At 62.4% G+C, this 14,373-nt stretch carries 10 protein-coding genes; 5 read left to right on the top strand and 5 right to left on the bottom strand.

Going from position 1 to position 14,373, the window contains the following annotated elements:
• Positions 1-121: 121 nt before the first annotated feature.
• From ACTHNE_RS15950 to ACTHNE_RS15930, 5 genes are all read right to left on the bottom strand, one after another.
• On the bottom strand, positions 122-1,441 hold the full coding sequence (locus tag ACTHNE_RS15950) for an L-fuconate dehydratase (protein WP_324944490.1): 1,320 nt from the start codon (positions 1,439-1,441) through the stop codon (positions 122-124).
• A gap of 52 nt (positions 1,442-1,493) precedes the next feature.
• Positions 1,494-2,348: a fumarylacetoacetate hydrolase family protein gene (locus ACTHNE_RS15945; RefSeq protein ID WP_324944487.1), complete on the bottom strand. Its 855-nt coding sequence runs from the start codon at positions 2,346-2,348 to the stop codon at positions 1,494-1,496.
• A gap of 18 nt (positions 2,349-2,366) precedes the next feature.
• Positions 2,367-3,113, bottom strand: a complete 747-nt coding sequence (locus tag ACTHNE_RS15940; protein ID WP_440269767.1) for an SDR family oxidoreductase — start codon at positions 3,111-3,113, stop codon at positions 2,367-2,369.
• Between the two features lie 116 nt (positions 3,114-3,229).
• Positions 3,230-4,141 carry an amidohydrolase family protein gene (locus ACTHNE_RS15935; RefSeq protein ID WP_324944276.1) on the bottom strand — a complete coding sequence of 304 codons (912 nt, stop codon included), beginning with the start codon at positions 4,139-4,141 and terminating at the stop codon, positions 3,230-3,232.
• Entirely contained in the window at positions 4,138-5,175 is a 1,038-nt protein-coding gene (locus tag ACTHNE_RS15930) for an aldo/keto reductase (RefSeq protein WP_324944279.1), read from the bottom strand. Before ACTHNE_RS15930 ends, ACTHNE_RS15935 begins: the two co-directional genes overlap by 4 nt.
• Before the next feature lie 355 nt (positions 5,176-5,530).
• Between ACTHNE_RS15930 and ACTHNE_RS15925 the strand changes: the two genes are divergently transcribed.
• From ACTHNE_RS15925 to ACTHNE_RS15905, 5 genes are all read left to right on the top strand, one after another.
• The gene (locus ACTHNE_RS15925; RefSeq protein WP_440269766.1) at positions 5,531-6,667 is read left to right on the top strand and encodes a glucokinase; all 1,137 of its coding nucleotides are present in this window, start codon (positions 5,531-5,533) and stop codon (positions 6,665-6,667) included.
• 71 nt (positions 6,668-6,738) lie between these two features.
• On the top strand, positions 6,739-9,417 hold the full coding sequence (locus ACTHNE_RS15920; protein ID WP_440269765.1) for a TonB-dependent receptor: 2,679 nt from the start codon (positions 6,739-6,741) through the stop codon (positions 9,415-9,417).
• 537 nt (positions 9,418-9,954) lie between these two features.
• Positions 9,955-11,562 (top strand): alpha-L-fucosidase, encoded by a 1,608-nt coding sequence (locus tag ACTHNE_RS15915; RefSeq protein WP_414649719.1) that lies wholly within the window; start codon positions 9,955-9,957, stop codon positions 11,560-11,562.
• Positions 11,562-12,611 carry a glycosyl hydrolase family 18 protein gene (locus ACTHNE_RS15910; protein WP_440269764.1) on the top strand — a complete coding sequence of 350 codons (1,050 nt, stop codon included), beginning with the start codon at positions 11,562-11,564 and terminating at the stop codon, positions 12,609-12,611. Before ACTHNE_RS15915 ends, ACTHNE_RS15910 begins: the two co-directional genes overlap by 1 nt.
• Positions 12,612-12,781: 170 nt before the next feature.
• Positions 12,782-14,373: glycoside hydrolase family 3 N-terminal domain-containing protein (locus tag ACTHNE_RS15905; protein ID WP_440269763.1), on the top strand; the 1,592-nt coding region annotated here is incomplete at its 3' end.

Raw genomic sequence — 14,373 nt, 5'->3', positions numbered from 1 at the left:
TTATGGCCGTCATTCCCGCGAAAACGGGAATCCATTTTGCTCCGATGCAACACCGATAGTGGATTCCCGCTTTCGCGGGAATGACGGCCTTGAGGTAATGGTGCGTTATGAGGAGGCGCAATTACTCGACACTTGCCGCATCAACCGCTTCACTCCACACCGGCCCATCCGGATAGCAGAACTGCTCCAGCGTATCGGCATGCATCTGGGCGGAGAACCCCGGCGTCAGCGGCGCGATGTAATGACCGTTGCGAATCACCACAGGATCCAAGAAATGCTCGTGCAGATGATCGACGAATTCGATTGCGCGATCTTCCTTCTTGCCGGTGATCGCCACGAAATCGGCCATCGCCAGGTGTTGTACCAGCTCGCACAGGCCCACGCCGCCGGCATGCGGATACACGCGTACGCCAAATTTGGCGGCCAAGAGCAGAATCGCCAGGTTTTCGTTGACGCCGCCGACGCGCGCCGCATCGATCTGCACCAGGTCCACCGCGCCGGCCTGGAACAGCTGCTTGAAGATCACGCGGTTCTGAGTGTGCTCGCCGGTGGAAATCGGTACCGGCGCCACGGCGCGACGAATAGCGGCATGGCCGAGCACGTCATCGGGACTGGTCGGCTCTTCCACCCATTCCAGGCCCACGTCGACCAGACGCTTGAGCCATGCAATGGCATCGGGCACGTTCCAGCGCTGGTTGGCGTCCACGGCGATGGCGATGTCCGGGCCTACCGTTTCGCGCGCCAGGTGGCAGCGACGCACGTCATCTTCCACGTTCAGGCCGACCTTGAGCTTGATGGTGCGGAAGCCATCGGCCACCGCTTCGCGCGCGAGGCGCTGCATCTTTTCGTCGGAATATCCGAGCCAGCCAGGCGAGGTGGTGTACGCCGGATAGCCTTCGGCCAACAACTGCTCGATGCGCTGCGCCTTGCTTGGCGCGGCGGCGTGCAACATGGTCAATGCTTCTTCGGGTGTCAGTGCGTCGGTCAGGTAGCGGAAATCGATGGCGGCGACGATCTGCTCCGGCGTCATGTCGGCGATAAAGCGCCACAGCGGCTTGCCGGCGACGCGCGCGGCCAGATCCCACGCGGCGTTGACCACCGCGCCGATCGCCATGTGCATCACGCCTTTTTCGGGGCCAAGCCAGCGCAGTTGCGAGTCGCCGACCATGCGCATCGAAAAGCCGCCCAGGTCACCGATCACTTCGTTGAGATGGAGCCCGACCACGTGATCGGCCAGCGCATCGATGGCGGCCTTCTGCACGTCGTTGCCGCGGCCGATGGTGAAGGCCAGGCCATAGCCGGCCAGGCCCGGTTGATCCGTGCGCATCACGACGTATGCGGCGGAATAGTCCGGATCGGGATTCATCGCATCCGAGCCGTCCAGTTCACGCGACGTGGGAAAGCGAATGTCGTAAGTGTCGAGCGCCGTGATCTTGGTCATCGTGAGGTCGTCCCTGCATCCGTAGAAAGTGGGAAAGAAAGGTTCATACGAGTCATTGATCGTTGGGATGCGCACGGACGCGCTGGCGTTGCGTGCCCAGGCCCGCGATGCCCAGCTCGATGGTGTTGCCGGCGCGCAGATAGGTCGGCGGCTTCTGCCCCAGGCCCACGCCCGAAGGCGTGCCGGTGCTGATCACGTCGCCGGGCAGCAGTGTCATGTAGCGGCTGATGTAGCTCACCAGCTGCGCCACGCCGAAAATCATCGTGCGCGTGTTGCCATCCTGGTAGCGATGCCCATCAACTTCCAGCCACAGGCCAAGGTTCTGCGGATCAGGCACGTCGTCGGTAGTGACCAGCCACGGGCCGATCGGGCCGAAGGTGTCGCAGCTTTTGCCTTTCACCCACTGGCCGCCGTGTTCGAGCTGGAATTCGCGCTCGGACAGGTCGTTCACCACCACATAGCCGGCCACATGATCCAGCGCCTGTTCCACGCTGACGCTGCGCGCGGTTTCGCCGATCACCACGCCCAGTTCCACTTCCCAGTCGGTCTTCACCGAGCCTTGTGGAATGATCACATCGTCGTTCGGCCCCATCAGGGCGCTGGTTGCCTTCATGAAGAGAATAGGTTGCTCAGGAATCGGCGCATTGGTTTCCGCCGCGTGCTCGCTGTAGTTCAAGCCGACGCAGATGAACTTGCCGACGTGCGCGACGGGCGCGCCGTAGCGCGGTTCGCCCGCGACCTGCGGCAGGCTTTGCGGATCGATCGCGGCCAGGCGCGCGAGGCCTTCGCGGCTGAGCGTTGGTGTATCGATGTCATGGATGACGGACGACAGATCGCGCAACACACCGTTTGCGTCGATCAGGCCGGGTTTTTCCTTGCCGGCTGCGCCATAGCGTACGAGTTTCATAACGTTCGCTCTTGTTCTTTAGTTGGACCAGCCGCCGTCCACAACGTGCACGGTGCCGGTGGTGAATGCGGATTCGTCGGAGGCGAGGTAAAGCGCCAGCGCGGCGATTTCTTCGGGTTCGCCCAGGCGGCCCATCGGCTGGCGTTGCACGAAGCTGCGCCAGTTGGCTTCTTCGTCGCCGCCCAATGCGCGCACACGATCGCCCAGCGACGGCGTTTTCACCGTGCCGGGGCAGATCGCGTTGCAGCGAACGCCGCGCGCGACGAAATCCGAAGCGATCGAACGGGTAAGGCCGATCACCGCCGCCTTGGTCGTGCTGTAAGCGAAGCGGTTGGGCACGCCCTTGATGCTGGATGCGACCGAGGACATGTTGATGCTGCTGCCCGTGCCGCGCTCGAGCATGCCGGGCAGCACGGCCTTGCAAAGCTGGAACATGCTGTCCACGTTGATCGCAAACGAACGCTGCCAGCTTGCCTCGTCGGTATCCAGAATCGTGCCGGCGTGCACGTAGCCCGCGCAGTTGAACAGCACGTCGAGCTGGCCGCTTTCGCGTACCAGCGCCTTGATTTGCTCGGCCTGGGTCACATCGAGCGTACGAGTGGTGATAGAAGCATGCTCGGCGGCGAGGCTCGCCAATGCATCGGCATTGATGTCGGTGGCCAGCACCTTGGCGCCTTCTTTGGCGAAAGCGAGCGCGGTGGCGCGGCCGATGCCGGCACCTGCCGCGGTGATCAAGGCATATTTGCCGGAAAGACGTCCGCTCATGGTCTTTTCTCCTTGCGGTGACAGCTCCCTTTCCCCTTCGGGGAGAGGGCCGGGGTGAGGGGGAGCTCTTGCGAGTGGCGTGTTTTGTTCAACATTCCGTACTCATCTCATGCGTGTCAGCGGTCCGGCGAGATTCGCCCCTCGCCCCGGCCCTCTCCCCGAAGAGGAGAGGGCGCGTTCTGGCGAAGATCGATATCCAGCGCATAGAAGCGCACCGCGTTGGCGGCGAACACATCCGCCTGTGCACCAGGTGCGTAGCGCTCGGTCAGTTGCATGGCCACTTGCAACCAATGCGCGTAATTGGCGTGCGTGGTGAGCACCGGCCAGTCGCTGCCCCACATCAGGCGCTCGGGGCCGAAGTGTGAAAAGAGGTCGGCGACATACGGTTCGACGGCATCTTCATGCACCGGCTCGCCCAGCAGCGTGAGCAGGCCGGAAAGCTTGCAATGCAAGCTCGCGTGCTGGGCCAGCTCGTCGATCCAACTGGTCCATTGATCGAAGCGGCCGTCGCCGATGTCGGGCTTGCCGGCGTGATCCAGTACGACGTTCAACTGCGGATGCCGGCGCAGGCGGCGCAGCAGGGCAGGGAACTGGCGCACGTCCACCAGCGCATCGAAGGCAAGGCCGCAATCGAGGATGCAATCGAAGGCGCGATCGAGCGAAGGCCGCGCAAGCCAATCCGGATCAGCCAGGTCCTGCGCCATCGGGCGCAAGCCGCACAGCAGACCGTTGCCGTCGCGAATCAGCGCATCGATGCGCGCGCCCACGTCGCCGGCTTCCATGTCGACCCAGCCCACCACGCCGGCCACGGCTTCATCTTCGCGCGCCAGCTCGAACAGATAACGCGTTTCTTCCTCGGTGGGAGCGGCCTGCACCAATACGCTGTATTGCACGCCGGCGGCTTCGCGCTGGGCACGAAGATGCTCCGGCAAGAACGCGTGCTGGAGCAATGCCGGCGCTTGCGCAAGCCAGCCGTAGTCGCCGCGCGCGGGCTGCCAGTAATGCTGGTGGGCGTCCACGACGATCATGGCATAGACACTCCCTCTTGCAGCAGGCCTGCGTCGTGCAGTGCGCGCCAGGCAGCGGCAGGAACGGTGGCTTGCAGGCGTGCGGCGGCCTGGTCGACTTCGGCGATCGAGCGCAAGCCACAAACCACGCTCGCCACCGCCGGATGTGCTAGCGGAAACTGCAGCGCCGCGGCACCGACGTCGGTGTGCGTAAACGCAAGCACGTCGTAGAAACGTTGCGCGCGCGCCACGGTCGCTGCATCGGCCGGCGCATAGTTATAGAACTTGCCGGGGCCGTTCGCATTGCCGAGCAGGCCGGAGTTATAGGGGCCTGCCGCAAGAATGGCGACGCCGCGCGCTTGCGCCTGCGCCATCACCTGGCGGCTTTGCGCCTGCTCGAACAAGGTGTAGCGGCCGGCCAGCATGATCACGTCGAGCGCAAAGCGTGGCATCACCTCCACGCACACCGCTTCTTCGTTGACGCCGATGCCGATCGCCTTGCATGCACCCTGTGCGCGCAGTTCCGCCATGGCGGGCAGGGCTTCATCCAATGCCTGACGCAGGATCGCAGGATGGTTGGCGCCGTGCGTGAGTTCGCCGATGTCGTGCAGCAGCAGCACCTCGATGTGATCGGTGCGCAGGCGCTGCAAGCTGGCGTCGAACGAACGCAGCACGCCGTCGCGGCTGTAGTCGAAGCGCGCGCGATGACCATCCACGATGAAGCCGTCGGCATGGCTGTCCTGCTGCGCGTCGTCTTCGATCAGGCGGCCGACCTTGGTCGACAACGTAAAGCTTTCGCGCGGCATGTCGTGCAAGGCATCGCCAAGGCGCGTTTCGCTGAGGCCGTAGCCGTAGTAGGGCGCGGTATCGAAATGGCGGATGCCGCGCTGCCAGGCGTGCGCGATGGTGGCGGTGGCGGATGCGTCGTCCACCGATTCGTACAGGTTGCCGATCGGCGCACCGCCGAACGAAAGCGCCGAGCCCAGCCAGGCATGTTTCCGTGCGCTGGCTTCACCTGGATGTTGCCTGGCCGGCTTGGTCGTTGATACCGCCATGGGTCCTCGCGATGGCCTCTTGAACCGCCCGCGGCAAGGCGATTGCACGCCTTTGGCCGCCCCCGTTTCTGCGCATCATCGCGCATCTTCTCGACTGTGTATATATAAACAGTTGATTCATAGGTGTGGTTCTGTCCCGGCGGGCCAGCCGAAAAAAGTTGTTGCATTTGGATTTCACTCGATCTAAAACATATATGAAATTTCATTTTGCTAATGAACATGCAAGCGAGCTGGGCCGTGCTTGTGTGTAAGAGGCGGAATCGGGAATCGGGTCTGACACATGAGCTGTTCGTCAGAAAGAACGTACGCACAGGCCGTTTTGCGCGGCTTGGCACTGGCTTGAGAGGTGAGGGGTATGGCCGCGAGCGCGCTGCTGACCACCGCGTCGATCCGCGATCGCGCGGCTCCGGCCCGTCCGGCCCGCGCAACTACCTGCGGCGACAGCTTTCTGGCTGCCGACGTCGGCGGCACGCACGCCCGGCTCGCCCTGATGACCCGTACCACCGGGCAGGCGCCCAAGTTGGCCGCTTACCGCGTTTACCGTTGCGCCGATCACCCGCATCTGGAAGACATCGTCCGCTGTTTCTGCGCCGAGCTGGATGCGCAACCGCGCGAGCTGGTGCTGGCCTGCGCCGGTTACGTGCATGCCGGCTCGGTGATCAACAAGAACCTGGTCTGGCCAGTACTGCTGCAGAACGTGAAGCAGCGGCTAGCGCTGGACCAGGTCTGGTTTCTCAACGACCTGCAGGCGCTTGCATACGCTGTGGGCCATGGCGCCGCCGACGGTGCGAGCGTGCTGAAAGCGCCGATGACGCGCGACACGCATGCCGGTCCGGTGGTGGTGATCGGCCCGGGCACCGGCCTGGGCGCGGCGGTATGGCTGCCGGGGCAACCCTCGCGCGTGATCGCGACCGAAGCCGGCCACACGCAACTGGCTGCGCGCGTGGGCCGGGAACAACAGGTCCTGGCGCGGCTTGCGCAAGCCGATTGCCATGTTTCGCACGAGACGGTGCTGTCCGGTCCGGGTCTGCATCGCATCTATACCGCGCTGTGCGCCATCTACGATCGCTATCCGTCGCTGCACGAACCATCGGCGGTGACGCAGGCCGCGCTTGCCGGTCGCGATGAGATCGCGCACGCAGCGCTCACGTTGTTCTGCGGCTGGCTGGGTTCGTTCGCGGCGGACCTTTCCATGCTCTACGGCGCCACCGGCGGCATTTATTTGGCCGGTGGCTTTTTATTCCAGATGGTCGATTTCCTGCGCGGCAGTCCGCTGCAGGAGCGCTTTCTCGACAAGGGCGTGATGCGCCCGTTCCTGCAGAACGTGCCGATCCGCGTGATGGATCACAACCATCACGGCGTGATGGGCGCCGCCAGTTGGCACTGGGACACGCATATCTGGGGCAGGCATAGCGATACCGACGCTCGTACGGGAGACGAGCGCAAACCCTGCATCGCTTTCAACGATGCAGTTTTTCCGCCAGACCGCTGAGAAGTCGCGGGGACGCTCGGAAAGTCTGGATCAACAAGAAACGGCAGTACGTAGCTCGGGGAGAGCAAGCAATGACATTTCGCAGGACCGTTTTAGGTTTGAGCATTCTCGTGGGGTTGAACCTGGTCGCTGTCGCGCAGGCGCAGGATGCTTCCGTATCGGCGCAGAGCACGGCCGGCCAGGGCACTACGTCGCAAGCCCAAAAAGAAAAGGCCAAGACGCTGCAGACGATCACCGTCACCAGCTATCGCGGCAGCCTGGACAAGGCGTTGAACATCAAGCGCGAAGCCGGTGCCATCGTCGATGCCATCAGCGCGGTGGATATCGGCAAATTCCCCGATACCAATGCCGCCGAATCGCTGTCGCATCTGCCGGGCATCACGGTGGATCGCCAGTTCGGCGAAGGCGAAAAGGTCAGCATCAACGGCACCGATCCGGCCTTGAACCGCGTGCTGCTCAACGGGCAGACCATCGCCTCGGGCGACTGGGGCGGCAATCCGACCGACACCAGCGGCCGCACCTTCAACTACACGCTGATTTCGCCGGAAATCATCGACCAGATGGAAGTGTACAAGTCGCCCGAAGCACGCATCGACGAAGGCAGCATCGGCGGCACGGTGATCATCCACACGCGCAAGCCGCTGGATCTTCCCGCCAACACGTTGCGCGGATCGGTGGGCTACAACTACAACGATCGTTCGGGGCAGGGCAATCCGCGCGGATCGGTGCTCTACAGCTGGAAGAACAGCAGCGATACGTTCGGCGCGTTGGTGTCGGTCACCCATGACAAGGAAAACCTGTCGCGTGCGGGTATCGAGTTCTTTGGCTATACCCATGGTTACAACTACAACGACGACGGGACGCTGAATGCCAAGAACAGCATTCCGGCCACAGCGCAGATAACCGGCAGCGGCGATGTGGGTACCGCCAAGGTGCCGGTAGGCATCAACAGTTCGTATTTCCAGCAGACGCGCGAGCGTAACGGCATCCAGGCGGCGCTGCAGTGGCGTCCCAACGACAAGAACGAATTCAACCTGACGGGCCTGTACATCAAGGGCACGTACAACAATTACAGTGAATCCGAATACGTCTGCCCTGGTTGCGGCGATCTGGGCAAGGTTACCGCGGCCAACGTAAGCGGCGGCTACATCACTTCAGGCACTGTGTCGCCCAACACCAGCTGGGGCCAGCCATACGCGGAACTGGATGCGAACTACCGCGTCACGCATGTCGACACCAAGAGCCTGAACCTCAAGCACGACTATTACGGCGACCTTTGGACCTTCGAAACCCAGGTGGGCACCACCAGCGCCACCGGCGGCAAAGATCCCGAATACCTGATGAAGTATCTGTTGCAGTCCGGCGGCTATAACTTCGCGTACAACGGCGTGAACACCAGCGTCAACTACGACAACGCCAGCGCCAGTAACTGGGGACTTGCGACGGGACAGCAGGCCGGCGGCATCTACTACCAGCGCACCGGCGACCGCGAGAATTACGCACAGTTCGACGCATCGCGCGATCTGACCTGGGGACCATTGAGCTCGCTGCAGTTGGGTGCCAAATATCTGGACCATCACAACAGCAGCAATGCCTACGGTAATTCGATCTTCGTCACCAGCCCGATCACTTTGACGCAGTTCAGCCCGGGCGGCACGCCGAACGGCTTGTTCAGCGGCTTGGGTGCCAGCGGCACGCTCACCAACTGGGCGACCGCCAACCTCGGCGATGTGCAGAACTACCTGAAGTCGCTGCCGCAAGGTGTGTATCACATCGATTACGGCTCTTCCTTCGGCGTGAAGGAAGTCACCACCGATGTCTACGCGCAGCTCAACTTCAAGAGCGACGTCGGCCTGCGCGGCAACGTCGGCCTACGCTATGTCGACACCAAGGACACCGCCGATTACTGGAACAGCACCGACGCCGGCAAGACCTGGGGGCCGGCTACCGCGAGCTCCAGCTTCAAGAAGCCGCTGCCGAGCTTCAACCTGATCTATGACCTGGCCAGCGACAAGGTATTGCGTTTCTCCGCCTCGAAGGTGATCGCGCGTCCGCGCTATTCCGACTTGGCCGGCAGCTACAGCATCGACGACAGCCAGCACACCGCCAGTGGCGGTAACCCGAACCTGCGGCCGTACCAGTCGACCAACTTCGACTTCTCGGCGGAATGGTATTTCGCTCCGACCAGTTTGCTGTCGACCGAGTTCTTCTACCGCAAGATCGGTACGTACATCATCTCCAAGACCAACGACGAGGTGCTGTACGACGTTACCACCGGCCAGAACGCGACCTACAGCGTCACCCGTCCGTTCAACGCTGCCAACGCGGACGTTCGCGGCATCTCGCTGCTGTACCAGCAGGATCTGGGCCTGGGCTTCGGCGTGCAGACCAACTTTACCTACGCACATGCCAATACCACCAACGGCTACAACATGCCGTACCTGTCGCGCGACACGATCAACATCATTCCGTACTACGAGCATGGTCCGTGGTCGGCGCGCATCAACTACAGCCGCCGTTCGGCGTACTTCACCCAGGTCGGCCGCCTCGATTCGCAGGTATTCGCCGATGCGTACAAGGAGCTGGATTTCACCGTCGCCTATCAGGTCAACGACTGGATGGGCGTGACGGCCAGTGCGACCAATCTGCTCGATTCCACGTACTACTGGTACAACGGCGTGAAGTACGCACCGATCGGCATGTACAAGAACGGCCGTACGTTCTCGCTCGGCGTGAATTTCAAGCTGTAAGAGTTTCGCAGTACCGATCGCGGACAGTTACCTTCCCCTTGCTGCCGCGATCGGTTTTTTTTATTCAGTAACCCCTTCCCTGCGGGGAAGGGGCCGAATTCGCGATTCCCGTGAAAGCGGGCATCCATCTTCGATTTGTGCATCGAAGCACAAGAAAATGGAATCCCGTTCCGCGGAAATGGCAACGCAGCCGCTGGGGTCGTATGGCACTATGTCGGCTTTAAGGCAACACTGAATAAGTATCGCCGTCGTCACCAGGCCTGTCTGTTCGCAGGCCACAGGGCCGTCGGCGAAGGCAGACTGGCCGTCTGTCGAGACGGGTACCTGCGGCCTGCGGACAGACAGGGCTGGCCCCACGTATTGCATTTAATGATGGGGTGATGCCTGGAAGGCCCGCAGGCTGCGCCGCGCGGCTTGGCAAGACGGCCAGTCTTCCCGGCGCCACGCAACGCAGCCTGCGAGCCTTCCAGGCATCATGACGACGGCGATACTTATTCAGTGTTGCCTTAACGCGTAACGGATAAAGGATTGAAAGCCATGCAGCGATCCATGTTCTATCTCGGCTTTGCGCTGGCGTGCGCAACGGGTGTGGTGGCTGCCCAGCAGTCGCCCACGGCGCCGACCGCCAACACGCTTTCTCCGCGCGATGCCGACTTGGCCTGGCAAAAAGCTACCGCCAAGTTTGCGCCGCAGCGGCAAGCGATCCTGGCCCATGTCGCGCAGCATATGGACGATGGTCCGTTCCGCGCCGACTGGGCGTCGCTGCAGCATTACCGTTCGCCGCAGTGGTACGACGACGCCAAGTTCGGCATCTTCATCCACTGGGGCGTGTATTCGGTGCCGGCGTTCGGCAGCGAATGGTATTCGCGCAACATGTACCAGCAGGGCACGCCGGATTTTGCGCACCACGTGGCCACCTACGGCCCGCAATCGAAATTCGGCTACAAGGATTTCATCCCCATGTTCAAGGCGGAGCACTTCGATCCGCAGGCATGGGCCAAGCTGTTCAAGGAGGCCGGCGCGCGCTATGTGGTGCCGGTGGCGGAGCACCACGACGGCTTCGCCATGTATGACTCGAAGCTTTCCGAATGGACGGCCGCGAAGATGGGGCCGCACCGCGACGTGATCGGCGAGCTGTCCAAGGCCGTCCGCGCCGACGGCATGCATTTCGGTGTTTCCTCGCATCGCGCCGAGCACGACTGGTTCTTCGACGGCGGCCGCACGTTTGATTCCGACGTGAATGATCCGCGTTATGCCGGGTTGTACGGTCCTGCCGAAGCGCATCTGTCGAAGGACGACCAAAATCTCGCCCAAGACTGGACCTACGTGTCGCAAGCCTGGCTGGATGACTGGCTGGCGCGCACCGCCGAGCTGATCGACGATTATCATCCCGACATTCTCTATTTCGACTGGTGGATCGGCCATCCCACCTTCCGCAACACGTTGCCGAAGATGCTGGCCTACTACTACAACCAGGGCGCCAAGCGTGGCGGCGTGGTGGTGAACTACAAGCTGGGCGATTTTGCGCCGGGCGCGGGTACGCTGGATATCGAGCGCGGCCAGCTCACCGGCATCCAGCCCGATCATTGGCAGACCGACACGTCGATCAGCAATGCATCCTGGGGCTACATCAAAGGCGACACCTACCGCTCGCCGAAGGAACTGATCCACCTGTTGGTGGACGTGGTCAGCAAGAACGGCAACTTGCAGCTCAACATCGGCCCGCGCGCGGACGGCACCATTCCGGAAGAGGCGCAAAAAATCTTGTTGGAAATGGGCGGCTGGCTGAAGGCCAACGGCAATGCAATCTACGGCAGCAAGCCCTGGCGCACGTTCGGCGAAGGCCCCACCGAAGTGGTTGGCGGCACGTTCCAGGACAGCAAGACCAAACCGTATACGGCCGAAGATTTCCGCTTCACCACGCACAATGGTGCGCTTTACGCCATCGAACTGGGATGGCCCGAAGGCGGCAAGGCGGTGATCCATTCGATCAAGCCGGACGACCACGTGCAGGCGGTCACGCTGCTTGCCAATGGCCAGCCGGTGGAATGGCAACAGCAGCCCGATGGCTTGCATCTGACCCTGCCGGCGCAGCCGGTGGGTGACTACGCTTACGTTTATCGCATCGAATTGGCCAAACCGTGATGAAAAAGTTCGTCTGTTTTCTGGCTGCAGCCTTGGCCTGCGGCATTGCCTACGCGAAGCAGCCGACGGCGTTGTTCTATTTGATGGATTCGCAGAAGTCGACCAACTCCTTCACTGCACACATCGACAAGATCGGCCTGCTGGTGCCGACGTGGTACGGCGTGGACGGGCAGGGGCTGGTGAACGGCGGGCCGAACAACTATGTGCTGGATCTGGCCAAGCAACATCGGTTGCCGGTAATGCCGATCATTTCCATGTCGGCGGGGCGCAAGGGCTTTCACGATCTGCTGCATGACGAAACCGCCAAGCAACACATGATCGAATCCATGCTGCAGCAGGCCGCCGAACACGGCTACGTCGGCTACCAGTTCGATTTCGAAAGCATCTCCTGGACCGACCGCGATGCCTACACCTTGCTGGCGAAGCAGACGGCCGACGCCTTGCACAAGCACGGCCTGAAGCTGTCGATCGCGGTGGTGCCGAACGGGCCGGGACACGCGGGCGTCGGTGCATTCTCGAAATGGATGTGGCAGTACTGGCGTGGCGCCTATGACTTGGCCGCGCTGGGCAAATCCGCCGACCTGATCTGCCTGATGACCTACGACCAGCACACCCGCTGGACCACGCCGGGCCCGGTGGATGGCATGCCGTGGATGCTCGATCAGCTCAAGTACGCGGTGACCCAGGTGCCGAAGGAAAAGCTGTCGCTGGGCATCGCCTTGTACGGCTATCGCTGGTACACCGGCAACCCCGTGCGCGACGATGGCACCGAGGCTTCCAATATTGCAGCCACGTATATCGATGCGGACGAGTCGATGCCGCTGATCCAGGAACAGAAGGCGCAGGTGCAGTGGGACGCGGTGGAGCACGAATCGTGGTTCTACTTTTATCGCGACGACATGCGCGAATGGGTGTTCATGCCCGATGCGCACAGCTTCCGCGATCGTTATGCACTGGTGAAGCAATACGATCTGGAAGGCTTCTGCGCGTGGGTGCTCGGCGCGGAAGATCCCAAGGTGTGGGATGAGCTGCCGGTGGTATCCAGGTAGGTTGGGGTGCATGCCCCACCATCTTCATCGATTGACGTGACAGCGTTGGGGTTTGCACCCCAACCTACGCAAACCGGACATCACGGAAGGTTGAAACGATGCGCTTAACTGTTATGTGTCTCGCGACAGGTCTTGGCATCCTGATTGTCAGCGCAGGCATGGCGATGCCGATGACGTCCACTCCGGATGCCAAAGCCGCTGCGCTCGTCGCCAAGATGACCCTGGCCGAAAAAGTCTCGCAGCTGCAAAGCGGCGCACCGGCCATTCCGCGCCTCGGCATCGCCGCCTACGACTGGTGGAGCGAGGGCCTGCACGGCATCGCCCGCAACGGTTATGCCACCGTCTTTCCGCAGGCGATCGGTCTGGCTGCAAGTTGGGATACCAACCTGCTGCAGCAAGTCGGCACCACCGTATCCACCGAGGCGCGTGCGAAGTTCAACGCGATCGGCGCCGGCCATGATCATCCACGCTATGCGGGCCTGACCATCTGGTCGCCCAATATCAACATCTTCCGCGATCCGCGCTGGGGCCGCGGTCAGGAAACCTATGGCGAAGACCCCTATCTGACTGCGCGTCTGGGCGTCGCCTTTATCGAGGGGATGCAGGGGCCGAACCCAGACCTGCCCTATGTGGTGGCCACACCCAAGCACTTCGCCGTCCATTCCGGGCCTGAGCCGACGCGCCACGTCGCCGACATCTTCGCCTCGGCGCACGATATCGAGGACACCTATCTGCCCGCCTTCCGCGCCGCCATTGTCGAGGCCAAGGCCAATTCGATCATGTGCGCCTATAACAGCGTCTGGGGCCAGCCCGCCTGCGCCAGCGACCTGCTTTTGAAAGACCACCTGCGCGGCGACTGGGGCTTCAAGGGCTATGTGGTGTCAGACTGCGACGCGGTTACCGACATTTCGATCAACCACAAATACGCGCCTGATCCGGCGGCGGCTGTCGCGGCGGCCTTCAAGGCGGGCGTGGACAATGAGTGCAACACCCAGACCCTGTCCGACACGCCGGGCCTCGGCAAGCGCTACAAGGAGGCCTATGAACGCGGCCTTCTGGGCATGAACGATATCGACAAGGCGCTGGTGCGTCTGTTCTCGGCGCGCTTCCGCAATGGCGACCTGCCGGGCATCCGCACCGATGCGCCGGTGCCGGTCAGCGCCATCAACACGCCCGAACATCAGGCCCTGGCGCTGAAGGCCGCCATCGAAAGCCTGGTCCTGCTCAAGAATGACGGGACCCTGCCTTTGAAGGCCACGACGAAGATCGCCGTGATCGGGCCACTGGCCGATTCCACACGCGTACTGCGGGGCAACTATTCCTCCCCGGCCAGCGCGCCGCCGATTTCGGTGCTGGCGGGTCTGCGTCAGGCCATGTCGACGGCAAACATCAGCTATGTCCCGTCCGCGCCGTCGATCACGGACGGCAATCCGATTCCGGCCTCGGCCTTCGTGACTCCGGACGGCAAGCCCGGCCTGCTGGCGACCTATTACAATGCTTCCGGTACGGGCGCGGACGGCAAGGCGACGGGCTATAACGCCAAGCCTGCCGCCGTTCATGTCGAAAGCGGTCTGGGTTCCAGCGTCGATCAGCTCAAGGGCGTCAGCGAGCGCAACAAGATCGTCTGGACCGGCGCCCTGGTCGCGCCTGAGACCGGCGATTATCGCATCGGCGTATCGGGCGTGGTCGGGTCCATGCAGGTCGATGGCAAGCCCGCCATCGAGATGAGCGAGTATTCGCACTGGGGCGCGCCGGTCAAGCT

This window comes from Dyella sp., assembly GCF_051954575.1.
In the GTDB taxonomy this organism is placed as follows: domain Bacteria; phylum Pseudomonadota; class Gammaproteobacteria; order Xanthomonadales; family Rhodanobacteraceae; genus Dyella_B.
This window is presented reverse-complemented; position numbering and strand designations above follow the sequence as displayed.